General features: G+C 68.0%; 18 protein-coding genes, 1 tRNA gene and 1 pseudogene. 9 read left to right on the top strand and 11 right to left on the bottom strand.

Annotated features, from left to right (window positions below):
• Nucleotides 1-97: 97 nt before the first annotated feature.
• From pth to NNX34_RS13460, 5 genes are all read right to left on the bottom strand, one after another.
• A complete protein-coding gene (pth, locus tag NNX34_RS13480; protein WP_255767022.1) occupies nucleotides 98-685 on the bottom strand; it encodes an aminoacyl-tRNA hydrolase in 588 nt (195 codons plus the stop codon).
• A gap of 66 nt (nucleotides 686-751) precedes the next feature.
• Nucleotides 752-1,360: a 50S ribosomal protein L25/general stress protein Ctc gene (locus NNX34_RS13475; RefSeq protein WP_255767021.1), complete on the bottom strand. Its 609-nt coding sequence runs from the start codon at nucleotides 1,358-1,360 to the stop codon at nucleotides 752-754.
• Between the two features lie 256 nt (nucleotides 1,361-1,616).
• Nucleotides 1,617-2,600 (bottom strand): ribose-phosphate diphosphokinase, encoded by a 984-nt coding sequence (locus NNX34_RS13470; protein WP_255767020.1) that lies wholly within the window; start codon nucleotides 2,598-2,600, stop codon nucleotides 1,617-1,619.
• Complete coding sequence (gene glmU, locus NNX34_RS13465) at nucleotides 2,600-4,117, bottom strand: bifunctional UDP-N-acetylglucosamine diphosphorylase/glucosamine-1-phosphate N-acetyltransferase GlmU (protein WP_255767019.1); 1,518 nt, start codon at nucleotides 4,115-4,117, stop codon at nucleotides 2,600-2,602. Before glmU ends, NNX34_RS13470 begins: the two co-directional genes overlap by 1 nt.
• Nucleotides 4,118-4,204: 87 nt before the next feature.
• Nucleotides 4,205-4,276, bottom strand: a tRNA-Gln gene (locus NNX34_RS13460).
• A gap of 162 nt (nucleotides 4,277-4,438) precedes the next feature.
• Here NNX34_RS13460 and NNX34_RS13455 point away from each other — a divergent pair.
• The 5 genes and pseudogenes from NNX34_RS13455 to NNX34_RS13435 form a co-directional block, all read left to right on the top strand.
• A pseudogene (locus NNX34_RS13455) lies at nucleotides 4,439-5,023 on the top strand (TetR/AcrR family transcriptional regulator); the annotation flags it as partial.
• A gap of 6 nt (nucleotides 5,024-5,029) precedes the next feature.
• Nucleotides 5,030-5,485 carry an NUDIX domain-containing protein gene (locus tag NNX34_RS13450; protein ID WP_255767265.1) on the top strand — a complete coding sequence of 152 codons (456 nt, stop codon included), beginning with the start codon at nucleotides 5,030-5,032 and terminating at the stop codon, nucleotides 5,483-5,485.
• A 112-nt stretch (nucleotides 5,486-5,597) separates the two neighbouring features.
• On the top strand, nucleotides 5,598-6,350 hold the full coding sequence (locus NNX34_RS13445) for a TetR/AcrR family transcriptional regulator (protein WP_255767018.1): 753 nt from the start codon (nucleotides 5,598-5,600) through the stop codon (nucleotides 6,348-6,350).
• A gap of 99 nt (nucleotides 6,351-6,449) precedes the next feature.
• The gene (locus tag NNX34_RS13440; RefSeq protein WP_255767017.1) at nucleotides 6,450-7,226 is read left to right on the top strand and encodes an ABC transporter ATP-binding protein; all 777 of its coding nucleotides are present in this window, start codon (nucleotides 6,450-6,452) and stop codon (nucleotides 7,224-7,226) included.
• A gap of 6 nt (nucleotides 7,227-7,232) precedes the next feature.
• Nucleotides 7,233-9,743: an FtsX-like permease family protein gene (locus tag NNX34_RS13435; protein ID WP_255767015.1), complete on the top strand. Its 2,511-nt coding sequence runs from the start codon at nucleotides 7,233-7,235 to the stop codon at nucleotides 9,741-9,743.
• 33 nt (nucleotides 9,744-9,776) lie between these two features.
• On the opposite strand, the gene NNX34_RS13430 is transcribed toward NNX34_RS13435, so the two are convergent.
• The 3 genes from NNX34_RS13430 to rsmA are packed head-to-tail and all read right to left on the bottom strand — an operon-like array spanning nucleotide 9,777 to nucleotide 13,539.
• On the bottom strand, nucleotides 9,777-11,672 hold the full coding sequence (locus NNX34_RS13430; protein ID WP_255767014.1) for an ABC-F family ATP-binding cassette domain-containing protein: 1,896 nt from the start codon (nucleotides 11,670-11,672) through the stop codon (nucleotides 9,777-9,779).
• A 6-nt stretch (nucleotides 11,673-11,678) separates the two neighbouring features.
• The gene (locus NNX34_RS13425) at nucleotides 11,679-12,635 is read right to left on the bottom strand and encodes a 4-(cytidine 5'-diphospho)-2-C-methyl-D-erythritol kinase (protein WP_255767264.1); all 957 of its coding nucleotides are present in this window, start codon (nucleotides 12,633-12,635) and stop codon (nucleotides 11,679-11,681) included.
• A 19-nt stretch (nucleotides 12,636-12,654) separates the two neighbouring features.
• Nucleotides 12,655-13,539 (bottom strand): 16S rRNA (adenine(1518)-N(6)/adenine(1519)-N(6))-dimethyltransferase RsmA, encoded by an 885-nt coding sequence (gene rsmA / locus NNX34_RS13420; protein WP_255767013.1) that lies wholly within the window; start codon nucleotides 13,537-13,539, stop codon nucleotides 12,655-12,657.
• A 248-nt stretch (nucleotides 13,540-13,787) separates the two neighbouring features.
• On the opposite strand from rsmA, the gene NNX34_RS13415 reads away from it, so the two are divergent.
• Nucleotides 13,788-15,002 carry a helix-turn-helix transcriptional regulator gene (locus NNX34_RS13415; RefSeq protein ID WP_255767012.1) on the top strand — a complete coding sequence of 405 codons (1,215 nt, stop codon included), beginning with the start codon at nucleotides 13,788-13,790 and terminating at the stop codon, nucleotides 15,000-15,002.
• Nucleotides 15,003-15,030: 28 nt separating this feature from the next.
• On the opposite strand, the gene NNX34_RS13405 is transcribed toward NNX34_RS13415, so the two are convergent.
• Together NNX34_RS13405 and NNX34_RS13400 are read right to left on the bottom strand one after the other, a co-directional pair.
• The gene (locus NNX34_RS13405; RefSeq protein ID WP_304659967.1) at nucleotides 15,031-16,125 is read right to left on the bottom strand and encodes a resuscitation-promoting factor; all 1,095 of its coding nucleotides are present in this window, start codon (nucleotides 16,123-16,125) and stop codon (nucleotides 15,031-15,033) included.
• 419 nt (nucleotides 16,126-16,544) lie between these two features.
• Complete coding sequence (locus NNX34_RS13400; protein ID WP_255767011.1) at nucleotides 16,545-17,492, bottom strand: TatD family hydrolase; 948 nt, start codon at nucleotides 17,490-17,492, stop codon at nucleotides 16,545-16,547.
• A gap of 156 nt (nucleotides 17,493-17,648) precedes the next feature.
• On the opposite strand from NNX34_RS13400, the gene NNX34_RS13395 reads away from it, so the two are divergent.
• The 3 genes from NNX34_RS13395 to NNX34_RS13385 all read left to right on the top strand — a co-directional run bounded on the left by NNX34_RS13395 (nucleotide 17,649) and on the right by NNX34_RS13385 (nucleotide 22,481).
• Nucleotides 17,649-18,713 carry a MoxR family ATPase gene (locus NNX34_RS13395; RefSeq protein WP_255767010.1) on the top strand — a complete coding sequence of 355 codons (1,065 nt, stop codon included), beginning with the start codon at nucleotides 17,649-17,651 and terminating at the stop codon, nucleotides 18,711-18,713.
• An 82-nt stretch (nucleotides 18,714-18,795) separates the two neighbouring features.
• Nucleotides 18,796-20,133, top strand: coding sequence for a DUF58 domain-containing protein (locus NNX34_RS13390; RefSeq protein ID WP_255767009.1), 1,338 nt, complete (start codon nucleotides 18,796-18,798; stop codon nucleotides 20,131-20,133).
• Nucleotides 20,130-22,481, top strand: a complete 2,352-nt coding sequence (locus tag NNX34_RS13385; protein ID WP_255767008.1) for a DUF3488 and transglutaminase-like domain-containing protein — start codon at nucleotides 20,130-20,132, stop codon at nucleotides 22,479-22,481. The genes NNX34_RS13390 and NNX34_RS13385 overlap by 4 nt, the downstream gene beginning before the upstream one ends.
• A gap of 71 nt (nucleotides 22,482-22,552) precedes the next feature.
• On the opposite strand, the gene NNX34_RS13380 is transcribed toward NNX34_RS13385, so the two are convergent.
• Nucleotides 22,553-24,034 (bottom strand): NAD-dependent succinate-semialdehyde dehydrogenase, encoded by a 1,482-nt coding sequence (locus tag NNX34_RS13380; protein ID WP_255767007.1) that lies wholly within the window; start codon nucleotides 24,032-24,034, stop codon nucleotides 22,553-22,555.
• Between the last annotated feature and the right edge of the window lie 132 nt (nucleotides 24,035-24,166).

Here is a 24,166-nt window from a genome sequence, read left to right as displayed (position 1 = left end):
ATTTTAGGCCCGGTCACCGAACCGAAACAATGGTCACCCGGCATTCGGGACGCTGGAAAACTACTCCAATCTGCCCCGCCGCTACCTAGCTGTGACGTCAGGCGCCTGTGGCGTGAAACTTCTGCTGAGCGGTGGTAAGGCCCTCGGACAGGAGCAGCTCCACGGCATCGGCGGCGTCGCCGACGAGGAACGGAAGCTCCTTGGCCTCGGTACCGGAAAAATCCTTGAGCACGTAATCCGCGGTATCCATGCGCCCGGGCGGTCGGCCGACGCCTACCCTCACACGGAGGTAGTCCTTGGTGCCCAGGGCCTTGCTGATGTCCCGGAGACCGTTGTGTCCGCCTTCTCCTCCGCCGAGCTTGAGCTTAACGGTGTTGAAAGGGATGTCGATCTCGTCATGCACGGCCACCACGTGTCCGGGGTCGATATCGAAGAACCGTGCCAGGGAGGAAACCGGGCCGCCGGAGAGGTTCATATAGGTCAGCGGTTTGGCCAGCACTACGCGCGGTCCGCCGATCCCGAGGCGTCCTTCGACAATGGAGGCGTGCGACCGGTGGGTCTTGAACTTTCCGCCCATCCGGGAGGCCAGCTCGTCGAGGACCATCTGACCGATATTGTGCCGGTTACGGCTGTAGCCGGGCCCGGGGTTGCCGAGCCCGGCTACAAGCCAGGTGTTGCTGTTCACTGCGGGTACTGCTCCTTCGCTAAGAACCGGACGGCTCCGTTACCGGGAGCAGACCCCGGAAGTGGGTTACGCCTCGGCGCCGACTTCAGCAGCTGCAACGGCAACCTGCTCGTCGGACGGAACACCCAGGTCCTGCACGGCGGACTCGGAGATGTTGATGATCATGGTCTCGGGATCGAGCAGCAGCTCGACGCCGGCAGGCAGGATCAGGTCGGAGGCGTAGATGTGCTCGCCGGCCTTGCGGCCTTCGATGCTCACCACGATGGTTTCCGGCAGGTCGGTGGCGTCGGCGGCAACCAGGACGGTGTTGGCTTCCTGGTTGTAGACGGAGTCGCCTGCTTCCAGTTCGCCTTCAACGTGGACGTTGACCTCTACCTCGACCTTTTCGCCCTTGCGGACGGTCAGCAGGTCGATGTGCTCGATGATCTGCTTGATCGGATCGCGCTGGATGTCACGCGCGAGGGCCAGGTGGGACTCGCCGTCGACGTCGATTTCCAGCAGGGCGTTGGAGGTGCGGACGGCCAGCGTGGTGGCCTTGGCCGGCAGCAGGATGTGCATGACATCGGCGCCGTGGCCGTAGATGACGGCCGGGATCTGGCCGGCGGCGCGGGCCTTGCGGGCGGCACCCTTGCCGAACTCGGTGCGGGCGGTTCCTGCGAGCTTCTGCTCAGACATTGCTACTCCTGTAAGTGGTGTTCCGTGGTTGCCTCAGGCGCCGGTTTCGGAACAGTGCACCGTACGGACCGGATAACGGTCCTTTGTACGATCAGAAGTTGCCAGCCACCGTCGATAACGGAGTTCGTCCGGAGTTCTCCGGGCCGCTCCCTCGCCTAGGCATCGGTCTCCATGCTACCAGCACAAGTCCGCCCGCCCGAACGGCCGTGAGGCGCGGCCCGGGCGGGCGGTTGGGTAAGCAGGGTGCCGTAAGCGCCTAGGCCTTGCCGTCGAAGAGACTCGTGACGGATCCGTCCTCGAAGACTTCCTTGATGGCCCGGGCGATCAGCGGGGCAATCGAGAGGACGGTCAGCTGGTCGAAACGCTTGGCGGCCGGGATGGGCAGGGTGTTGGTGACAACTATCTCGCGGGCACCCGATTCAGCCAGGGTCCGGGCGGCCGGGTCGGAGAACACGGCGTGCGTGGCGGCGATGATGACGTCCTTGGCTCCGGCTTCCTTGAGCACGCGGACGGCACCGGCAATGGTGCCGCCGGTGTCGATCATGTCATCGATCAGCACGCAGGTGCGGCCTTCAATCTGGCCCACGACCTGCTTGGACACGGCCTGGTTCGGGACGGTGAGGTCGCGGCTCTTGTGCACGAAGGCCAGCGGTGCGCCGCCCAGGCGCTCGGCCCACTGCTCGGCAACGCGGACGCGGCCGGTGTCCGGAGACACGACGGTCACATTGGAAACATCCACGCGGGTGCGGATGTAATCGGCCAGCAGCGGGATGGCCATCAGGTGGTCCACGGGGCCGTCGAAGAAGCCCTGGATCTGGGAGGTGTGCAGGTCCACGCTCATGATGCGGTCCGCGCCGGCCGTCTTGTACAGGTCGGCGATCAGGCGCGCCGAGATGGGCTCGCGGCCGCGGCCCTTCTTGTCCTGACGGGCGTACGGGTAGAACGGGGAAACCACGGTGATGCGCTTGGCGGAGGCCCGCTTCAACGCATCCACGGTGATCAGCTGTTCCATCAGCCAGTTATTCATCGGTGCCGGATGCGCCTGGATCACGAAGGCATCGGTACCGCGGACACTCTCGCCGGGACGGACGTAGATCTCACCGTTCGCGAAGTCATAGGACGCCAGCGGCAGCAGGTCCGTGTCAAGACAGCGTGCAATCTCCTCCGCCAGCTCCGGGTGTGCCCGGCCAGTGGCAAGGACAAGCTTCTTTTCACCTTGTGCGGTGATCTCGCTGCTCATTAATGATCGCTTTCTCGCGTGGGGGAATCAGTTTCGGAGGAAGAAGTGCTGATGGCTGAAGCTGCGGCGGCCGCAGCGTCGGCGGCGGCGGTACCGGGGCGCTTATCCAGCACCCAGCCGTCGAGGTTGCGCTGTGGCGCCACATTGATTGCCAGGGCACCGGCGGGGACATCCTTGCGGATCACCGTTCCGGCTCCACTGTACGCTCCGTCGCCCACCGTGACGGGTGCCACATACATGTTGTCGCTGCCCATGCGCACATGCGAACCGATGGTCGTATGGTGCTTGTTTACGCCGTCGTAGTTCACGAAAACCGAGGCTGCACCGATGTTCGACTGCTCGCCGATGGTGGCATCCCCCACATAGGAAAGGTGGGGAACCTTGGATCCGGCGCCGATCTCGGCGTTCTTGGTCTCCACGAAGGTTCCGATCTTGCCCTTGGCGCCCAGCACTGTTCCGGGGCGCAGGTACGCGAACGGTCCCACGCTGGTTCCGGCACCCAGTACGGCATCGCTGCCGTGGGTCCGCACCACCGAAGCTCCCTCGCCCACGGACACGTTGGTCAGCGTGGTATCCGGCCCGACGACGGCGTCCCGGGCGACGCTGGTGGAACCGTGCAGCTGCGTGCCCGGAAGCACCGTGACATCTTCCGCGAGGGTCACTGTCGAGTCGATCCAGGTGGTGGCCGGATCAACGACCGTGACACCCGCGCGCATCCACCGATCCAGGTTGCGGCGGTTGTGTTCTGCGTTGAGGGCAGCGAGCTGGACACGGTCATTGGCGCCCTCCACCTGCCAGGTGTCGTCGGTGACAACGGCGCTGATGCGTCCGCCCGCCGCGCGGGCGATGCCCAGGACGTCGGTCAGGTACATCTCCCCCTGCGAGTTGGAGGTGGTCACCGATTCGAGCGCACTGCGGAGCACCGCGGCATCGAAGGCATAGATGCCGGAGTTGATCTCGTTTACGGCACGCTGCTCGTCAGTGGCATCCTTGTGCTCGACGATTCCGGTCACTGTCCCGTCTGCTGCCCGCAGGACCCGTCCGTAGCCCGTCGGGTCCGTAAGCCGCGCGGTCAGCACGGTCACCGCGTTGCCGTCCGTTTCATGCACGGCCACCAAGCTGCGAAGTGTCTGCGCCTCAAGCAGCGGGGTATCCGCGTAGGTGACTACAACGGTGCCGTCGAGCCGGGCGACGGCGTCCAAGGCAGAGAGCGCCACCTGGACCGCGCGGCCGGTGCCGGGAACCGCATCCTGGTCGACGATGACGGCCCCGGGGGCCTGTTCGGCGACATGTCCGGCGACCAGGTCCCGCTCGTGGCGCACCACGACGGCCAGGAAACGGGGGTGCAGCTCGGAGGCTGCGGCGAGTGCATGGCCGAGCATCGAGATGCCGCCCACGGGATGCAGGATTTTCGGGGTCCGGGACTTCATCCGGGTTCCGGCGCCGGCTGCGAGCACAATCACCGCGGACAAAGCGCCGGCGGAGGCCTCATTGGTTCGGACATCGTTGGTGGTCACGAAAATGGCGCTCCTCGGTGGTACGGCCGGTCTTTGTCGAAGCGCGGCCGATCCCCGGAAAGGATTCTCCTGGGGCGTCGCGCAGCGTTCCGCCCATAGGATTCGAACCTATACTCCACGGCTCCAAAGGCCGGGGTGCTGCCATTACACCAGGGCGGATCGTCTGCCTGGCTAGCCACGCACACAAGAGTTTAGTCTGCCACGGGAGCCGTTGGGTGCGCGAGTTGAGTCCCCGCCCGCTGTGTTGGCGCCGAGGTGGCAGGGGCGCGTGGGTACACTGGTCCGGTGGTAAAGACTTCCGCCGGCGGCACACGCCTGCGTATGACCGGCGTCCAGCGCCGCGCCCAGCTGATCGAGGTGGCACGCGGGCTGTTTGCCCTGCGCGGCCTCGACGGTGCAACCATCGAGGAGATTGCCGCTGCAGCGGGCGTGTCGAAACCTGTGGTCTACGAGCATTTCGGATCCAAGGAAGGCCTCTACACGGAGGTTGTTGACATTGAGTTCCGCCGCCTGCTGGAAGTGATGACCGAGTCGCTCAGCGCCGACGCCGGCCCCCGGGTGCTCCTCGAACGGGCCGCGTACGCCTTACTGGACTTCATCGAGAACCACACGGACGGCTTCCGGATCCTCACCCGGGACTCCCCGCCGTCGCAGCCGGAGGGGACATTCTCCACCCTGTTGTCCCGGATCACCCGCCATGTGGAACACATCCTGTCAAAGGAGTTCGGCAGCCGCGGCCTGAGCGCCGAGGTGGGAGGGATGTACGCACAGATGCTGGTGGGCATGGTCGCCATGACCGGCCAGTGGTGGCTGGACACACGGACCCCGGACAAGGCCGCCGTGGCAGCACACCTGGTAAACCTTTCCTGGAACGGACTGGCGGGCCTGCAGAAGGATCCCCGGCTCTCCCACATGCCCGCGGGCGCCGTTTTACCGGAGGGCGGCTACGACGGGCAGTCCCCGACGGTCCTGCGGCTCTCCGCGGTCCTGGTCACCGACGACACCGGACGCATCCTGCTGGTGCGCAAGCGCGGTACCTCCCGTTTCATGCAGCCGGGCGGCAAACTGGAACCCGGCGAAACCTTTGCGGAGGCGGCGGCCCGCGAGGTGGGCGAGGAGCTGGGGCTCGACGTGGCTCCGGAGGAGCTCGGATCCGAGGGCCGCTGGTACGGACCGGCGGCAAACGAGGAGGACACCTTCATTGACGCCGGGCTGTTCAGCCTGGACCTGCCGGCCGGAGCGCCGATGCCCGAGGCCGCGGCGGAAATTGAGGAGCTCCTCTGGCTGCAGCCGGCGGCAGCCGCCGCACGCAAGGACCTCTCTCCCCTGCTGCGCGACCACATCCTCCCCCAACTGCTCTCGGCCTAGAAGCCCCCCGGAGGCAGCGGGTTCCGAGAGTATTGTCCCGTCCTTGGCCCACCTCCTTAGCGTGAGACCCCCGAACAGTTCGTAGCATATACGGTTGTCGTAGACTGAACGCATGGTAGAGAAGACGGACCCGCAGGGCACGCTGCCGAGGGGCGTGCTCCAGGCCTGGGGGCAGGACAAGCCGCAGACCAGGCCGGGGCCCAAGGCAATGCTCAGCATTGCGGGCATCGCGGCGTCGGCGATTTCGCTGGCCGACACCGACGGAGCTGAAGCCCTTTCGCTGGGACGGATCGCCGAACGGCTGGGGGTGACGGCCAATGCACTGTACCGATACGTGGATTCCCGGGATGACCTCGACGTCATCGTCCATGACCAGGCTCTCGGCGCCCCGGCGGGCATCGGTCCCGGGGAAGACTGGGCATCGGCGGCCGCGGCCTGGTGCCGGGCCCTGCGCCAGCGATACGAGCGGCACCCCTGGCTCACTGACCTGCGGATCCGCATACCGTTCGCACCCAATGCGCTCGCTTGGCTGGACAATCTCCTGGAGCGCCTGGAGCCGAGCGGCATGAGCGGGCGGCAGGCGCTCCAAGCCGCAGGCCTCCTCGACGGCTACGTGCGTGCCCGTGCGGGAGCAGAGCGCGACGTCGCCCGGGAAGGCAGCTCCGCAGATCCCGAGGCGCTGGTGGACCGCATCGGCGTCCATCGTTTTTCGGCTCGGCTCCCCCGCGTGTCCGCCCTCATCTCGGACGGCCACTTCCGTCAGGCTGCGGCCGGAGCGGATGAGGACTTCGAGTTCGGACTGGAGGCCATCCTCAACGGACTCCGCCGACTCCCCCGCCACGACGCCGGCCCCCGGAAATCCTGAACGGCGGCACACCGGAAACCTTCGTGCAGCCCCTTCACGCATGCCCGCCATCCGTGTACAGTCCTAACTGTTCATGGCAGGCACAAAGGAGGCCGAACGATGAACAGAGCAGCCATCAGTACCCCGGCACGGGCGCCAACGGCTCCGGTGGTCCTGGAGCGGGTGTCTAAGACCTACGGCTCCGGTGCGGGAGCCGTCACCGCCCTGCACGAGACGGACTTGGAGCTGCCCAAGGGATCCTTCACCGCCGTCATGGGGCCTTCCGGATCCGGCAAAAGCACCCTGCTGCACTGCGCGGCGGGTCTTGACACCCCGACCACCGGGCGGGCCATTCTGGTTGGCCATGACCTCAGCGGCCTCTCCGAGGATGCCCTCACCCGACTGCGCCGGGAGCGGGTGGCCTTCGTCTTCCAATCGTTCAATTTGATGCCCGCCCTGACGGCCGCACAGAACGTTGAGCTCCCCGCCGTCCTGGCAGGACGCCGACCGGTCCGGCGGCTGGCCGAGGACGCGTTGGCCCTGGTCGGGCTTTCCGACCGGTCCGGCCACCGCCCGGGTGAGCTCTCCGGCGGGCAGCAGCAGCGAGTGGCCATCGCCCGGGCCCTGGCAGCCAATTCGGAGGTCCTCTTTGCGGACGAGCCCTCCGGAGCCCTGGATTCCCGAACTGCCGCCGGCGTCTTCGACCTGCTGCGGGAGGCAGTGCACCGGCAGGGACAGACCATCCTGATGACCACCCATGACCCCGTTGCGGCGTCCTACGCCGATTCGGTGATCTTCCTCTTCGACGGCCGGATCGAAGAACAGCGCGGGCACGGATCAGCCGGGGAAATCGCCTCCGCCCTTTCCCGCCTGCCCGTCACCGGCCACGGACGGTGAGGCGTCATGCTGACGCTGATCCTTGAAGGCCTGCGGCACCGCACCGCTGCCCTGCTCGCCATCGTGGTTTCAGCGGGCCTCGGTTCCGCGCTCATCGTGATGTGCGGCGCGATGATCGAGACCGGCATCCGGCTTTCGGCGCCGGCTGAGCGCATCGGCGCGGCCGACCTGGTGGTCATCGGTGATCCCAGCTATACGATGCTCAACCGGGACGGCGAACAAACCACCGATCTCCGCCCGTTGCCCGAGCGGCACCGGCTGTCAGCCTCAGCAGCTGCGGCGGCGGACGGAATCGACGGCGTGGCACAGATTGTGCCCGTCATGTTCCTCGATTCCTTCGCCCGGAGCGCGGCGCGGGCCCTGCCGCTCACGGCGCAGAACTGGCCATCCGTCGCCGTCAGCGGCATCGACCCTGTTCCGGCCGCAGGTCCCGCCGCCGGCGAGGTGGTGCTCACCGCCGCCGCCGCGGACGCCCTGGCGGCGGGTGAGGACGAAGACCTGCTCCTGACCATGGAGGGACGGACCCTCAGCGTCCGGACCGCCGCCGTTATCGGCGGACCGGAGGATCCGGCGACCGTGTTCTTCAGCGAAGAAGCCGCTGGGAACCCGCTGGACGCATTGGGCGTGGTGCTGGCTCCGGATGCCGATCTGTCCGTCGTCCGCGCGGCGCTGCAAGCGGAGCTCGCGGACGTGCGGGTGCTGGCCGGTGATGGCCGCGGCGCCGCCGAGGATCCGGCAGTGTCGGCGGCCCGCATTCCCGCCATCGTTGTCGGGGCGGTAACCGGAGGCATCGTCCTGACGGTGCTGGCGACCGTCATCTCCGGAGTCGTCGCCCTGTCCGTACGCCAGCGCAGCCGCGAGATCAGCCTCCTGCGCGCCACCGGCGCAACCGGACGCCAGGTCCGTGCACTCGTCGTCGGCGAAGTCATGGCCGCGGGACTTCTCGGCGCCCTGCTCGGCCTCGTCCCGGGCATTCCGCTGGCCTACCTCCTGCACCTGGGGATGCAGGCCGGCGGCGCCCTCCCCAAGGGACTCGAGCTGAGCTCCGGGCCGGTCCCGCTGGCCGCCGCCGCAGCCGTAACCGGGCTGGTGATCTGGCTGGCCGCCGGCCTGGCCGCCCGGACGGCCCGCTGCTCCCGGCCAATCGACGCGATGCGCGAAGCTGAACTTCCCCCTGCCCGGATCGGCATTATCCGGTGGCTGGCAGGAATCCTGTTCGGGCTTGGCGCCGTCGCCCTCGCCGTGCTCACCTTCCTGATGCCGCCCGCCCTGGTCTCCGCCACAGCCGGTCCTGCCGTGCTTGCCGGCACCATTTCCGCCGCGCTTCTCGCCCCGGCCTACCTGCGCCTGGGTGTCGCCGTGCTCCGGCCGGTGATGGGCGACCACCGGCACGGCGTCGCCGGGCTCGCCGGGACGAGTATCCGCGCCCGGGCGGCGGCCCTCTCAACCGTCACCGGGGCCGCCGCACTGGTCTTCGGAATCGGCGCCGGCAATCTCGTGTCCTCATCCATGCTCACCGCAGCTGCCGCCGACGCCCAGGTCGAGACCATCACGGCCGACGCCGTCGTGACCGGCGCGGCCGGCGCCGCTGCCGAACGCGCAGACGAAATCGCCGCCCTGCCCGAGGTGGACGCGGCCACCCCGTTTGTGACGTCCGGGGGCTGGATCGAACGCCCCTACGACGCCTCGCACCGCGACCGGCACTGGCCGGTGCGCGGGCTCGACGGCGCCCAGGCGCAGGAGGTGCTGAGCAACCGGCTCGTGGCCGGCGACTTCGCTGATCTGACCGGCGCCTCCGTCGCACTGCCCGTCGATACCGCGGCTGCCCTCGGCGTGGACATAGGAGACACCATCGGCTTCCGGTTCGGTGACGGCGACGGCGCAGAACTTCGTGTCGCCGCCGCCTACGAGGACCTGCCGGGCTACGAAAACCTCCTGCTGCCCGTCGAGCTCCTCACAGCCCACACGAGCGACCGGGCACCCGCGGCGCTGCTGGTCAGCGCCAGCGACGGCACCGCCGCGGAGGCCGTGGCCCCTGCCGTGGAAGGTGCGCTGAACGGCCATCCCTCACTGCGGGTCGGGGACCGCGGCGCGTTGGAGGCGTCCCTGCAGGAGGGCCTCAACATCAACGCACTCATCAACGGCCTGCTGCTGCTGGTTGTGCTGGCCTACGCGATGGTTGCCGTCACCAACACCGTTGCCGTCTCCACCCTGGGCCGTCGCCGCGAGCTGGCCATGCTGCGCCTGACCGGCGCGACCCGCGCCCAGGTCCGCAGGCTGCTGATTACCGAGACCGCCGTGTGCGCCGCCGTCGGCATCGCCATCGCCGTCATCGCTGCGTGCGCCGCAGTCCTGCCCACCGCCGTGGTCGTAGGCGCCAGTCCGCTCGCCCCGCTGCCCCTGGCTATAGCCGGTGCCCTCTGCGCCGCCGTTGCGCTGACGACGCTGCCGGTCGCCGCGATGACGGCGCGGCGGGCGATGCGCGGACCGCTCAGTGCCACGGCAGACACCATGTGAGCCGGCCCAGGATGCGCCGCCCGCACCTTGCGGCTACTCGAGGATCTCCGAAGCCTCGAGCCACTCCATTTCCAACTCCTCCTGCTCGGCCGCAACGGCCTGCAGCTTGGCATTGAGCTCGCCGATGAGTTCAAAGTCCGCGCCGCCGGGCTTCTGGGTGGCGTCGTTCATCTGGGCGTTGATTTTTTCGGCCTGTGCGGTGAGCTTGCTCAGCTGCCGCTCGATCCGGGTGAGGTCCTTCTTGGCCGCCCGCTTTTCAGCTTCGGATGCACCGGAGCCGGCCAGCGCCGTCGTCGTTCCGCCCCGGGCGCCGGCTGGAGCAGCCGCGGACGTGCCGCCGGGACGCGTGGCGCCGGCCGCAGCGGCGCGGGCCGCCTGGGAGGAGCCGCGGGCAGCGGTGGACGCAGACGAGTTGGCGGCCAGGGCTTCGCCGCGCAGTTCCAGGTACTGGTCCACGCCGCCGGGCAGTCCGCGCAGCTTGCCGTCGCCGAGGAGCGCCATCTGGTGGTCGGTGACCCGTTCCAGCAGGTACCGGTCGTGGGAGACCACCACGAGCGTGCCGGGCCACCCGTCCAGCACGTCCTCGACGGCAGCCAGCGTGTCGGTGTCCAGGTCATTGGTCGGCTCGTCGAGCATCAACACATTCGGTTCACCCACCAGCAGGCGCAGCAGCTGCAGCCGGCGCCGTTCGCCGCCGGAAAGCTCGCGCACCGGTGTCCACTGGCGCTGGGCGCTGAAGCCCAGCTGCTCCACGAGCTGGCCGGCGGACAACTCGCGGCCGCCCACGTTGAAGACGCGCTTCTCGTTTTCAATGACTTCAATGACGCGCTGGTCCGCGACCTCATCCAGTTCCCGGACCTCCTGCGACAGCACGGCGGTCTGGACCGTCTTGCCGCGCTTCAGCCGGCCGGACGTAGGCTCAATGTCGCCGTTGAGCAGGCGCAGCAGGGTGGTCTTGCCGGCGCCGTTGACACCCACCAGGCCCAGCCGCTCCCCCGGGGCCAGGCGCAGGGTGATGTTGCGGAACAGGTCGGTGTCCCCGAGCGTCAGGGAGACGTTCTCCAGGTCCAGGACGTCCTTGCCCAGGCGGGCGGTGGCCATCTTGTTCAGGGACAGCGTGTCGCGGGGTTCGGGGACGTCCGCAATCAGGTTGTTCGCGGCCTCGATGCGGAACTTGGGCTTGGCGGTCCGGGCCGGGGCGCCGCGCCGCAGCCAGGCCAGTTCCTTCTTGACCAGCTGCTGGCGCTTGCCTTCCACCACGGAGGCCATCCGGTCACGCTCGGCGCGGGCCAGCACGTAGGCGGCGTACCCGCCGTCGAACGGATCCACCATCGCGTCATGGACTTCCCAGGTCCGGGTGCAGATTTCGTCCAGGAACCAGCGGTCGTGGGTGACTACCAGCAGGCCGCCGTCGGAGGGGCGCCAGCGCTGCTTCAGGTGCCGGGCCAGCCAGGCCACGCCTTCGACGTCGAGGTGGTTGGTGGGCTCGTCCAGCATGATGACGTCGTCGTCGCCGGTGAGCAGCTTGGCCAGCGCCACGCGGCGCTTCTGCCCGCCGGACAGGGAGGAGACCTGCGCGTTCCAGTCCACTTCCTGCACCAGGCCGCTCATCACGTCGCGGATCCGCGCGTTGGACGCCCATTCGTAGTCCGCGGCGTCGCCGACGATCGCCTGGCCGACGGTCAGGTCCCCGTCCAGTACGTCCGTCTGGTCCAGGTAGCCCACGGTGACATCGCGGCGGCGGGTCACGCGGCCGTCGTCGGGCGTCTGCCGTTCGGCCAGCAGGCTCATCAGGGTCGACTTGCCGTCGCCGTTGCGGCCGACCATGCCGATCCGGTCGCCTTCCTCGAGGCCGAGCGAAACGCCGTCCAGGATGGTGCGCGTGCCAAAGGAAATGCTGAGGTTTTCAGCACCAAGCAGGTGTGCCAATCGGTACTACTTTCTGTGCGTCTGAGGTGCGGTGGTGTCGGCAGCCGTGACGGCGCCGTCGGCCGGCCCGTAAACGGCCAGGGCCGAGTGGCCTTCGGTGCGCAGCGCGGCGGCCAGGGCGGACGCAGCTGCTTCATCCGCGGCCAGGAAAGCCAGGGTGGGGCCGGAACCGGAAACCATGCCGGCGAGGGCGCCGAGCCGGATCCCCGCCTCAAGAACGGTCCCCAGTTCGGGGGCAAGTTCCAAGGCCGCCGGCTGCAGGTCATTGACTAGAACGCCCGCCAGTGCGGCAGTGTTCCCGGCGGCGAGGGCGTCGAGGATCACGGGGTCCGCTTCGGTGGGCTCGGCGACGTCGGTTCCCGTGCGGAGTCGGTCGACGGCGGCATAGACCTGCGGGGTGGAAAGCCCGTAAGGTGCCGGGACGAGGACCCAGTGCAGCCGGTGCGGTGCCGGCACCGGGGTGAGCCGGTCCCCCACGCCGAGCCCGGCAGCAGCACCGCCGAGCAGGGCAAACGGTACATCGGCCCCGAGCCCGGCAGCCAGGCCGGCCAACTCAGCCTGAGACAGGCCCGCGTTCCACAGCTCATTGCAGGCGAGAAGCGCGGCGGCGGCGTCCGCAGAGCCGCCTCCCATTCCGCCTGCCACCGGCACCCGCTTGGTGATGTGCAGGTGGACGCCGGGATGCTCCCTGCCAATCCGGGAAGCCACTGCCCGGGCGGCACGTGCGGCCAGGTTGTCCCCGTCCAGGGGTATGCCTCCCTGCGGAAGGCGGCCGTCGGGATCGCTGAGCGTCAACCGGATCTCGTCGGTTTCCAGCGCCGTGGCCGTGACCTCCTCGAAGAGGGACACCGCAAGGTAGACGCTGGCAACGCTGTGGTAGCCGTCCGGACGCAGCGGTCCCACCTTCAGGGACACATTGATCTTGCCGGGGGTCCGGACAGTGACGGAGCGCGGTGCGGCCATCTCTTCGGTTTCCTTTCCCTCAGGCAATGAGCGGCTTCCGTGCCTCGGCGATCCGGGCAAATGCCGTGATGTCCAGGACCTCGCCGCGGGCGCTGGGATCCACTCCTGCAGCACGCAGTGCCTTTTCCGCTTCGGCGGGGCTGCCGGCCCATCCGGCCAGGGCGGCGCGCAGGGTCTTGCGCCGCTGCGCAAAGGCAGCGTCAATAACTGCGAAGACCTCTTCACGGGTTGCTCGCGTCTGCGGCGGTTCGTGCCGGACAAACCCGACCAGGCCGGAGGCGATCTTGGGCGCCGGCCAGAAGACGTTCATGCCGATGACGCCGGCCTTGCGCATCTGCGCATACCAGGCGGCTTTCACCGAGGGCACCCCATAGGTCTTGGAGCCGGGCTTGGCTGCCATCCGGTCCGCCACTTCGTCCTGGACCATGACCAGGCCGTGCTGCAGGGACGGGAAATGCTCCAGCAGGTGCAGCACCACCGGGACGGCCACGTTATAGGGCAGGTTCGCTACCAGCGCGGTCGGTTCCTTGGGCAGCTCGGTGATCCGCATGCCGTCGCCAAGCACAACGTGCAGCCGGCCGGCCGCTTCCGGGCGCCGCTGCCCCACCGTGGACGGAAGCTTTCCGGCCAGGACGGGATCGATCTCCACAGCCACCACCGACTCGGCTGCGTCGAGGAGCCCGAGCGTCAGGGACCCGAGGCCGGGGCCGACCTCCAGCACGGTCTCCCCTGGAGCGATGTCCGCCGCAGCCACAATCCGGCGGATGGTGTTTCCGTCAATAACGAAGTTCTGGCCGAGGCTCTTAGTGGGGCGGACTCCGAGTTCTTCTGCCAGCGCCCGGATATCCGAGGCACCAAGGAGTGCGGGAACTGGTGTTCGGGGGGCAGGTTCGGATTCTCTCACCCAGTAATACTAGCCGAGCGGGCGTGGCTGCCGCCGCCGAGGGTACGCCGGTGCAGCCGTCCGGTCCACTCCCCGGAGGTCTTCCCACGCCCGGGTGGCGCGCTTCGAAGGTGCCGGAATCGAGTTCGCCGTTTTGCGTTCCATAAGCACGGAATGCCCTGCCGACGACTGGTCTCCACCGGTAGCATCGAGCGCATTGCCGGCACCGGTAACAGTGTGCCGCACCCCGGAGATCGGCGGTATCGACGATGGGCAAATCATTCGGTGGAAAGCTGCGCTCGGCGCGGCAGGAGCGAAACCTGACGCAGGCCCAGCTAGGACACGGTGCTTTTCGGCCCCGTGAGATCTCGCTTTTGGAAGCCGGGCGGAGGGAACCCGTTCCGGGTGCGGTCAGCCTGCTCTCCGACCGGCTGGACTCAGGCGCCGCCCCGGGCCGGACAGGGAAACAAACGGCCCTGTTCCTGGAACTTTCCGCCCGGCAGGCGCTGGATGAGCGCGACTACGGAGCGGCATGCTCACTGGCGGATGCCGCCGCGGGTGCGGCGCTGGCTGAGGGGCATCCGCAGTCCTGGTGGGATATGACCTATCTGGCAGCCCACTGTCTTTGCACCACGCACGCCTACCGGGACTGCATCGCGAAGGCGTCCCTGCTGGCCCGCCATCCCCTGGCGGCGGAGTACCCCGGCCTCCGGGCACAGGCGGAAACACTGCTCGCCACCGCCTACCTGGGCACCGGGGAACTGGGTTCGGCCGTGACCCATGCCCGCAGCGCCGTTGCGCGGGTGCAGGAAGCCAGGGTCGGTGCGGCTGCCTTCCTTGACGCGTGCGGAGCGCTGGTCACCGCGCTGGCCGAGGCGGGCGGGCTCGACGAGGCATGGACCTACTGCCGCACCCTGGTGCTTCCCCTGCTGGAGACGGGGGTTGGCCGGCAAATCGAGGGTAAGGCCCGCTGGGCGGTGGGCACTGTGGCCTTTCGCCGCGGGGACATCTCCACCGGGCTAATGCACCACCGTACTGCTGCGGACCTCCTGGAGCCGGGCGTCGACGTCGAGCTGTGGGCCCGCTTCAATAACGCCACCGCTGCCATCCGGCTCGGGGCGGGCATCCACGACAGGGAGACCCTGACCTGCATCGAGCATGCCGAGGCGGCCATGTCGGTGGTCGGACTGCATGGTCCCGAGCGGCTGGAAGCAGACCACAGCCGGGGAATCTGGCTGGACCTCAACGGCGACCATGCGCGGGCTGTGTGGATGCTCTCGGACGTGTACGCCCACCGGGGCGAGCTCTCACCCCAGGACTCGGGCGAACTGGCCCTCCACCTCGGCCTGGCCTTGGCGCGGACCGGCATGCCCGACGCCGGTTCCGTCTATCTGGCGGATAGCGAACAGCGCTTCCGCTCGGCCGGAGCCAAGGACCGCGCAGCACACGCGGCGGCCCTGGCCCACGAGATGGCGGCCGGGTGAGAAGCAGCCGGGGTTGGGCGGGCCCGGGTTAGAGCAAGCCGAGCTTCGAGGCGCAGGACGGCCAGTGGCCCCATCCGCCGTTGGCCCGCAGCTTCTCGGCTACCGCAATCTGCTGCTCCGGGGTGGCTTCACTGGCAACAGGAGCGTACGCACCGCCGCCGGCACCCAGCCAGCTGCCGGAGCTGAACTGCAGGCCGCCGTAATAACCGTTGCCGTTGTTGATGTGCCAGTTGCCGCCGGATTCACACTGCGCCAGGGCGGCCCAGGTCCCGGAGGCCGGTGCCTCACCGCCGCCGCCGGCCCTCGGACCGGCGGCAGGCTTCGCCTCCGGGCGCTTCTTGGTGCCCTTGGCGACGGCTTCGGCTACCGGTTCCTTGGTCACGCTTTCCTTCACGAGGGTACGGCTGACTTCCTTGCCGTCTACGCGGGTGACCGAGAAGACACGGGAACGTTCCCCGTCCACTCCGGCTGTGGTGACCTTCTTCTCGCCTTCGAGCAGGTCCGCATCGGGAACCTCGGAGCTGGTAAACGGCACCGCTTCCGTGACGGTCTCCTCAACGCCGGCCGAAACACGCGTGACCTTCAGGCCCATGCCGTCAACCAGGCCGGCGCTGCGCGGAGCCGAAACCTGGTCCCCGGTGCCAAGCTGCATCCCTGATTCCTTCAGCAGGTCCCGCACGGTTCCCGCTGTGGTGGTGTGTTCGTGGGTTTTCCCGTCCACGGTGACGAACACCGTCTTGGGAGTGGAGATCGAAATCCTGCCGTCCAGCCCGTCCAGCGAGGTATCCATCGGGGCGGAGACGGCGGAGTTGGTGGCCACCCGCAGCTCCGAAACCAGATCCTCGACGGTTTCGCCGGTGGTGTGGACCGTGGTCCCCTTGCCGTCCACCACGACATCCACTGCGAGGGCCCGCTGGACTTCGATGGTGGCGCCGTCTTCCAAGGCTGCCGTTGGCTCCGGTGTCACCCGGTCAACGGCGGTTACAGTCACATCGGCCTGTGCCAGTACATCCGCAACGGTAGCGTCGAAGGTCTGCACCTCCTGGCTCTTGCCGTCGACGGTCAACACCACCGACTTGCTGGCGCCGACAAAGGCGACCATGCCTAGCAGCAGGCACACCATAACGGTTGCCTGGCCAACGAGCTTTATCCCACGCCTTGCAAGTGTTCTCGCCACGAGATTCCAAACGGTCACAGAATCCGGGCACGGGGACTTTAAGCGCCGTGCGCATTCCGGGGCACCTGCCGGAGGGCAGGGCAACGGGACGCGGCCAGGCACAGGCTTGGCGAACAAAAACCAGCCGCAGCAGCGAACTGACGCGGACCGGTATCACAGGTCCGTGCAGCCGCTCGGCGGCATGGGCCCGCAAATTGTTGCAGTGTTATGCAGTGTTCATGCAGTGATAGTCCGGATGCCTTCCCCGACCCCGGCTAATTGCTCCCTACCGTAACCGAACCGTGATGTGAGGGCAAACAGGGGTCCCCGGGTAGTCGTGCGGCCCGCGGCGCGGCGCGGGCTTCGACGCGTGCTGACTGCCGTTCCTACTGCTCGGCCCAGGAGCCGTAGGCCCGGACAGTGTTCGCGGCCAGTCCTGCTCCCAGCTCGGAAAGGTCCACTCCCATGCGGTCTGCCATGGACCGCACCGTATAGGGGACCATGTAGCTGGCGTTGGGACGCCCGCGGTGCGGGTGGGGAGTCAGGAACGGAGCATCCGTTTCAACCAGCAGCAGGTTCCGGTCCGCGATCGAGAGGGCCTCGTGGAGGTCGTGCGAATTCTTGAAGGTCACGGTGCCGGAGAACGACATGTACCAGCCGTTTTCGTTGCAGGTACGGGCCAGCTCGCGGTCCCCGGAGAAACAATGGAAAACCACCGTGTCGGGGGCGCCTTCCTCCTTCAGGAGGCGGACGACGTCGTTATGCGCATCGCGGTCATGGATCTGGAGTGCCAGGCCCAGGCGCTTGGCGATGTCGATGTGCCGGCGGAATGAGTAGTGCTGCCGTTCCCGGCCGTCTTCCCCGGTCCGGAAGTAATCGAGCCCGGTTTCGCCGATTGCCCGGATGCGCGGATGGGCTGCGAGCGCCTCGATCTCGGCCAGCGCCGGTTCCAGGGTCCCTTCCGCTGCAAGCACGGGGGCATCGTTTGGGTGGATGGCCACCGCACCCAGCAGGCGCGGATCGGCGTCGACAGCGGAAACAGTGAAGCGGGAAGACTCGAGATCGGTGCCTACCTGGACGGCACCTTGGACGCCGGCTGCCTCCGCCGCGTCAAGGGCAGCGGCGAGGGCAACCGTAAAGTCGCCGGCCATGTCGCCGGCCATGTCGCCGGCCGGAAAGTCGAAATGCGTGTGGTTATCCATTACGGGCACAGGCAGCGGCTCAGGAGCCGGCGGATAGCCTTTGCCCTTGTGCCGGACGGTTCCGGCGCCTTCGGCGGACGGGAGGTAGGCCGTCGGTGTGCTGCCCGGGACAAATCCACTTCGATTAATCATGTTCTTAAGCCTAGGTGAGCTAGTAGCCTGAACAGACAAACTGCTGTTGGAGCTCCCGCAGGTCGAAAACGGATAGCGGGGCTTACTCCGCCTGCCGTGTCACCGCAGGTGCGGTCTGTTTGCTGCAGCTGCAACCGCCGAGTATGGAAGGTGTCCATGGACGCTCCGATCCCGTCTGCCGCCGCAGCGTCCCTTAACGGCTTTCCTTCCCGGCCCTCGGCCGCCACCCTCCATTCCCCTCCCGCCGCGGTCGACGCCCAAGCCTTCTCCGAAGCGGCAGAGGGAATCCTGGCCGCCGTGAATACGGTGATTGACGGCAAGGAAGACGCCGCCCGGCTGGTGCTGACGGTCCTCCTTGCCGAGGGGCACGTGCTGCTCGAAGACGTTCCCGGGGTCGGCAAGACAATGCTCGCCAAGACACTGGCCCGGACCATTGACTGCACAGTCAGCCGCATCCAGTTCACCCCGGATCTGCTGCCGTCGGATGTCACCGGGGTGTCCATCTACAACCAGGACAGCCACCGGTTCGAATTCCGCCAGGGCCCGGTGTTCGCCAACGTGGTGATCGCCGACGAAATCAACCGGGCTTCCGCAAAGACCCAGTCGGCTCTGCTGGAATGCATGGAGGAACACCAGGTGACCGTCGACGGCGGCACCCACCGGCTCTCGGCACCCTTCATCGTGGTTGCCACGCAGAATCCCATCGAGATGGAGGGGACCTATCCCCTGCCGGAGGCGCAGCGGGACAGGTTCATGGCCCGGCTTTCCCTTGGCTACCCGGATGCTCGTTCCGAAGTGGAAATGCTTGAGAACCATCAATCCGGCTCACCCCTGGACAGCATTACCCCCGTTGTGGGAATACGCGAGGCCTCGGCCATGATCGCCAGGGTCCGCGATATCTACGTTTCCGACGCCGTCAAGGAGTACACGGTTTCCCTGGGCCGGGCCACCCGCGAACACCCGGATCTCCGGCTGGGTGCCAGCCCCCGGGCCCTTCTGCAGCTGCTCCGTGCGGCCAAGGCCTACGCAGCGCTCGAAGGCCGGGATTTCGTGCTGCCGGACGACGTGACGAGGCTGGCGGATCCCGTACTCGCCCACCGGCTCCTGCTGCAGCGAAAGGCAGCCGGAACGGGGATCAGCGCCACGAGCATTATTGCGTCCGTGATTGCGGCCGTGCCGGTTCCCCGGTCCGCCGGAACACCGCAGCGGCTGCACCGCTAGCGGCCCCGACAGGTTCCACCCGAGCCGGCTTCCCGCCGCACCGAGCCCGCACAGAGTCCGCACCGCCGAGCGAAAGGCTCCCATGGACACCTCATCCGTTACGAGGTTTTTCACCCCGCGCGGCTGGGGCCTGGTGTGCGCCGGGACGGCGGCGCTCCTTGGGGCAGTCACTCTGGGCCGCCGGGACCTGCTGGCACTCGCTGTCCTGCTGATCGCACTGCCGATCCTGGCCGCAGCACTGCTTCGCCTGTTCAAACCCGGCTTTGAGGTCGAGCGCAGCTTCTCTCCCCCGCTGGTGGAAACAGGCACGGCCGCCACGGTATCGCTGCGGGTGCTCAGCCGCGGAACCCCTGCATCCGAAGCACTCATCCGCGAGGGGCTGCCGTTCCGTTTCGGGCCCAGCCCGGTGTTCCGGTTCCCCTCCGGTTACGCGGCGGAGAACGGATCCAGTACCTATGAGTACCGCCTGCGGTCGAGCCGTCGCGGCCTCTACGGCATCGGCCCCGTAACCGCGGACTTCGTCGATCCGCTGGGCCTGGCGCGGACGGTACACACACTGGGCGGAACCGACCGGTTGGCAGTGGCGCCGGCCCCGCTTGAGCTTCCGCCGTCGTCGTTGTTCAGTGCCATGGGCACCGACGGCAGTGCGCCGAGCAGGCGCCGCGGAACGCCCAGCGAAGATGATGCTTCCACCCGCGAGTACCGTCATGGAGATCCCATGCGCCGGGTGCACTGGCCGGCGACGGCCAGGCACGGGGAATTGATGGTCCGGCAGGAGGAACCGGTGACCGCGCCGACCGCTTCCATCGTGCTGGACCAGCGCCTGGCCTCCTACGATGACGGATCGCCGCTGAATCCTGACAACGGCGAGCTGCTGACGTCGGAAACATTCGAATGGGCGGTTTCGGCAGTTGTTTCCTCCGCCGTTTTCTTCTCCGAGTCCGGCTACGGCGTGCGCTTCACCGACGAGCTCTCCCGGCCCGGGCTGGCCCGTTCCCCGTCTGCCGTAGACAGCAGCGAGACCGACTTCCGCGGGTTTGACGGGGTGCAAAACCTCGCCGAAGGGCTGGCCGCCCTGGGCCTGGAATCTCCGCCGCCCCCGACGCCGGGGAATCCCACCGATGCCGCTGCCCCCTTTGCCGCGCTGGACGTTTCCGGCCAGGCGCCCGGCCCCCTGCTCGTTGTTGCCGGCCGGATCGACACTGCCCAGGCGCATACGCTGGCTCCGGCCGCACGGTATGCCCGCCAACCACTGGTGCTGCTGGTTACCGACCGGCCGGCCGCGCTGCGTCCTGTCCTGACAATCCTGCGGGAGGCCGGGTGGATTGCCGCGGCGGTAACACCGGCAACTCCGGTACCCGCGGCCTGGTCCCTCCTTGACCACGATCCCCAGGGCGTCCACGCCGGGGGGCGGGTATGAGCGCCCTGCTGAGCCGCCCGGAGGCCGTGCCGGCGTCCGGCCACCTGCAGGGTACGGAACCGGCGCCCCGGGGCGACCGCGGGCCGGCCAACGTTGCGGTAGCCGGAGCAGGAGCGCTGGCGGTCCTGCTTTGTTCGCTCAGCGTGCACGGGGTCATCGAAGGCTGGTCCTGGCTGCCGCCGCTGTTTTTCGCCGTCCTCGTCCCGCTGGCGGCCACCGCCGGTGCGCGGCGGCTGAAGGTGCCGCAACCTCTGGTTCCGGTGGCAGGCATGGCGGTCCTGGCGTGCACCCTGACCTGGCTGTTCGCTTCATCGGCGTCATTCCTGGGCTTCCTGCCCGGCCCGGGCACCCTTGCCCGGGCGGATGCGCTGCTGGCCGAGGCGCGGACGGTCGTCCTCACCGAAGTCGCCCCCGTGCAGCCGCTGCCCGGCATCCTGTTCCTGTGCTGTGCCGGCATCGGGCTGGTAGCCGTCCTGACGGATACCCTGGCGGCCACCCTGCGGATGCCGGCAACCGCCGGGCTGGGCCTGTTAGCGGTGCTGATGATCCCCGCAGTGCTGAAACCCGCGAGCCTTGGAGCAGGATATTTCTTCCTCGCAGCGGTCGGATACCTGCTGTTGCTGACGGTCAGTGCACGCAGGGAACAGCACGGGCACGGTAACCCGCGGACCTGGCTGGCACGCGGAACGGCAGTTTCCGCATCTGCCCTGGCATTGGCACTCCTGCTGCCTCCGGTGTTGCCCGGATTCAACGGCGGCGCCTTCCCGGAAGGCACCAGATTCAACTTCTTTTCCGGCAGCACCGGGCTGAACCCCATAGTCACGTTGGGCAATGACCTGCGCCAGCCGCAGTCCTCAGGCCGGATCACCTATGCAACCTCGTCCGTCGAACCCGTGTACCTCCGCTCCACTACCCTGGAGGATTTTTCCGGGAGCCGCTGGGCTCCCGACGTGCGCGAGGACGAACGCCGGCAGGGCGTGGCAACCATGTCGGGCGGCGCCTACACACCGCCGAGGGGAAGCCAGGCCGAGGCGGTGGTGACGCGGATCAGCTCCAACACGTATTCGAGTCCGTGGCTGTTGGCCCCCTACTATCCGCTGGGCGTTACCGGTGCCGAAGGAAGCTGGTCCTGGGATCCCAAGACCATGACCGTGCTGGACGACGATTCCGAGGGCGCGGCCCGGCAGGATTACCAGGTGCTGAGCATCGCGGCCGAGTTCACGCCGGAGCAGCTGGCGGCAATTCCGGCGGCCGACGGCGCGGACCTGGACCCGGTTTTCACGGACCTGCCGGCTGACCTGCCCGGAAACATCCGGGAGGCAGCCGCGGAGGCAGTCGGGGATGCCGCCACACCGTATGCCAAGGCCATGGCCCTCCAGAGTTATCTGCGCGGGCCGCAGTTCAGCTATTCGCTGGAAGCACCGGTGGAGGGCGGCTATGACGGGAACGGGATTTCGGTCTTGTCCGAGTTCCTCGAACGAAAGGCCGGCTACTGCGTGCATTTCGCCGCAGCCATGGCCGTGATGGCCCGGCAGGAGGGCATCCCCAGCCGGATGGCACTGGGCTACGCGCCCGGCCAGGACACCGGCGAGACCCCGGACGGGACCGGCCCCAACGGAGAACCGCTGCGCGAGTTCGAGGTCGATTCCACGGACGCCCACGCGTGGCCCGAGCTGTATTTCGAAGGTGCCGGCTGGGTCCGCTTCGAGCCCACGCCTTCCCGCGGATCGGTGCCGGACTACGCCCAGCAGCAGCGCACGCCGGGGACTGCCACTATTCACGACGACGACGATCCCCGGGTCCCTGACGCGCTGGCGACGGCGCCGGCTGTCCCGCAGGAGGAAGCTCCGCTGGCACCCGAAACCGTGCTCGAACCCGCCGACACGGGCACGACCGCGTGGCTGGGCGCCGTCCTCGGAACGCTGGCGGCAGCGGCTGCCGTGCTGACGCCCTGGGCGATGCGGCGGCACCGTGCGGCCCGGCGGCGGAAGGCCGCCGCCGCTGGTTCCCGTTCGGGGCCGGTCTGGGACGAAATAGCAGATCTGGGGATCGATTACGGGCATCCCGGCCGGACCTCCGACACTCCCCGGACGTACGCCCGCCGGTTGGCGGGCGAGGCCGGCTTCTCCCCGCAGGCGGACGAGGCGCTGACCCGCATCCGTCTGGCATTCGAGGAAGAGGCCTACGCCGGCTTCGGCCGCCGCGGACGCGGCGGCCGGGGAGCCGCCCCGGCATGGGAGGACCTCGAAACGGTGCGGAACGAACTGCGGAGCGGCACCAGCCTGTTCGGCCGGCTGCACGCGCGGTTCCTCCCGCCGTCGCTGGCCATGCGGTTTCGGCACGACTGAGCCTGACCTGAAAGGGCAAAAAGAAACCCAGTGACGCCGGCGGCGTCACTGGGTTTCTTCCTGTCGGTTACCTACCCGGCGTAGGGGTCGGCGATCCCGATGTACTGCGTGTATAGGTATTCCTCGATGCCTTCGGCACCGCCCTCGCGGCCCAGCCCGGACTGCTTGACTCCGCCAAACGGTGCGGCGGCGTTGGAAACAACTCCGGCGTTGAGTCCCAGCATGCCGGATTCCAGCTTTTCGCCGATCCGCAGTCCGCGGTTCAAATCCCGGGTGAAGACGTAGGACACCAGTCCGTATTCGGTGTTGTTGGCGAGCGCCACGGCTTCGTCCTCAGTGGAGAAGGTGACGATCGGTGCCACCGGACCGAAGATTTCCTCTTTCAGGATCCGGGCATCCGGGGCAACGTTCTGCAGGACCGTGGGGCGGTAGAAGTAGCCCGGGCCGTCCACGGGTTCCCCGCCGACCAGTGCCACTGCGCCGCCGTCGACCGCTTCGCTGACGAGGGCGTGCACCTTGTCCCGCGACTTGCCGTCAATCAGCGGCCCGATCTTGGTGTCGTCTTCGGTACCCCGGCCGGTAGTCATGGCACCCACCCGTGCCGCGAACTTCTCTGCGAACTCCTGCGCCACCGTGTCCTGGACGATGAAGCGGTTCGCCGCGGTGCAGGCCTCGCCCATGTTCCGCAGCTTTGCGGTCATGGCACCTTCCACGGCCTTGTCCAGGTCTGCGTCCTCGAAAACAATGAAGGGGGCGTTTCCGCCGAGCTCCATGGAGGTGCGCAGGACGTTCTCGGCTGCGTCCCGGATCAGGCCCTGGCCTACGGGTGTGGATCCGGTGAAGGAAACCTTCCGCAGACGGGAATCCTTGAGGATGGGGCCGGTGACGTCGCCGGCGGAAGTGGTGGAGACAACGTTCAGCACGCCGGCAGGCAGCCCGGCTTCCATCATGACGGCCGCGAAAAGCTGGGAGGTCAGGGGCGTCAGCTTGGCGGGCTTGAGCACCATGGTGCAGCCGGCCGCCACGGCGGGGGCGATCTTGCGGGTGGCCATGGCCAGCGGGAAGTTCCAGGGGGTGATCAGCAGGCACGGGCCCACCGGCTTCTTGTTCACCAGCAGCCGGGACTTACCGTCGGGAGCGGTGCTGTAGCGTCCGGAAACCCGGACGGCTTCCTCGGAGAACCAGCGCAGGAACTCCGCGCCGTACACCACCTCGCCGCGGGCTTCCGCCAGCGGCTTGCCCATTTCCAGCGTCATCAGCAGGGCGAAGTCCTCGGCGCGTTCCGTCACCAGTTCAAAGGCGCGGCGCAGGATTTCCCCGCGTTCGCGGGGTGCCGTCCGTGCCCAGGCATCCTGGGCGGCTGCGGCGGCGTCCATGGCCAGCGCACCGTCTTCCGTGGAGGCATCGGCAATGCTCATCAGCACCTTGCCGGTGGCGGGATCTTCGACGTCGAACGTGCGGCCGCCGGACGCCTCCCGCCACTGGCCGTCAATCAACAGGCCGGTGGGGACCTGCGCCAGGAGTTCGGCTTCACGGTCTGCGGGAATGCCCATAGGGAATGCCTCCAAAATCATCGGATCCACCGCGGGCGGCGTGCCCGTGGTCTCACTAAACCGTAGGCTTCGGCGGCACTGCCTGTAAATGCGGGTATGCACTACCTTCCGGAGGAGCTACTGTGCATCTGC

Origin of the sequence: Arthrobacter sp. zg-Y1116 (assembly GCF_024385485.1) — a bacterium.
Classification (GTDB): domain Bacteria; phylum Actinomycetota; class Actinomycetes; order Actinomycetales; family Micrococcaceae; genus Arthrobacter_B.
Note: the sequence above shows the minus strand (reverse complement) of the source record. Positions and strands in the feature narration are given on the sequence as shown.

Excerpts from the sequence above, each read along its gene's own strand:
- NNX34_RS13475 (WP_255767021.1), bottom strand. The coding sequence starts at position 1,360 with ATGTCTGAGCAGAAGCTCGCAGGAACCGCCCGCACCGAGTTCGGCAAG.
- NNX34_RS13470 (WP_255767020.1), bottom strand. The coding sequence starts at position 2,600 with ATGAGCAGCGAGATCACCGCACAAGGTGAAAAGAAGCTTGTCCTTGCC.
- NNX34_RS13450 (WP_255767265.1), top strand. The coding sequence starts at position 5,030 with ATGCCCGCGGGCGCCGTTTTACCGGAGGGCGGCTACGACGGGCAGTCC.
- NNX34_RS13445 (WP_255767018.1), top strand. The coding sequence starts at position 5,598 with ATGGTAGAGAAGACGGACCCGCAGGGCACGCTGCCGAGGGGCGTGCTC.
- NNX34_RS13440 (WP_255767017.1), top strand. The coding sequence starts at position 6,450 with ATGAACAGAGCAGCCATCAGTACCCCGGCACGGGCGCCAACGGCTCCG.
- NNX34_RS13435 (WP_255767015.1), top strand. The coding sequence starts at position 7,233 with ATGCTGACGCTGATCCTTGAAGGCCTGCGGCACCGCACCGCTGCCCTG.
- NNX34_RS13425 (WP_255767264.1), bottom strand. The coding sequence starts at position 12,635 with ATGGCCGCACCGCGCTCCGTCACTGTCCGGACCCCCGGCAAGATCAAT.
- NNX34_RS13415 (WP_255767012.1), top strand. The coding sequence starts at position 13,788 with ATGGGCAAATCATTCGGTGGAAAGCTGCGCTCGGCGCGGCAGGAGCGA.
- NNX34_RS13405 (WP_304659967.1), bottom strand. The coding sequence starts at position 16,125 with ATGGTGTGCCTGCTGCTAGGCATGGTCGCCTTTGTCGGCGCCAGCAAG.
- NNX34_RS13400 (WP_255767011.1), bottom strand. The coding sequence starts at position 17,492 with ATGATTAATCGAAGTGGATTTGTCCCGGGCAGCACACCGACGGCCTAC.
- NNX34_RS13395 (WP_255767010.1), top strand. The coding sequence starts at position 17,649 with ATGGACGCTCCGATCCCGTCTGCCGCCGCAGCGTCCCTTAACGGCTTT.
- NNX34_RS13390 (WP_255767009.1), top strand. The coding sequence starts at position 18,796 with ATGGACACCTCATCCGTTACGAGGTTTTTCACCCCGCGCGGCTGGGGC.
- NNX34_RS13385 (WP_255767008.1), top strand. The coding sequence starts at position 20,130 with ATGAGCGCCCTGCTGAGCCGCCCGGAGGCCGTGCCGGCGTCCGGCCAC.
- NNX34_RS13380 (WP_255767007.1), bottom strand. The coding sequence starts at position 24,034 with ATGGGCATTCCCGCAGACCGTGAAGCCGAACTCCTGGCGCAGGTCCCC.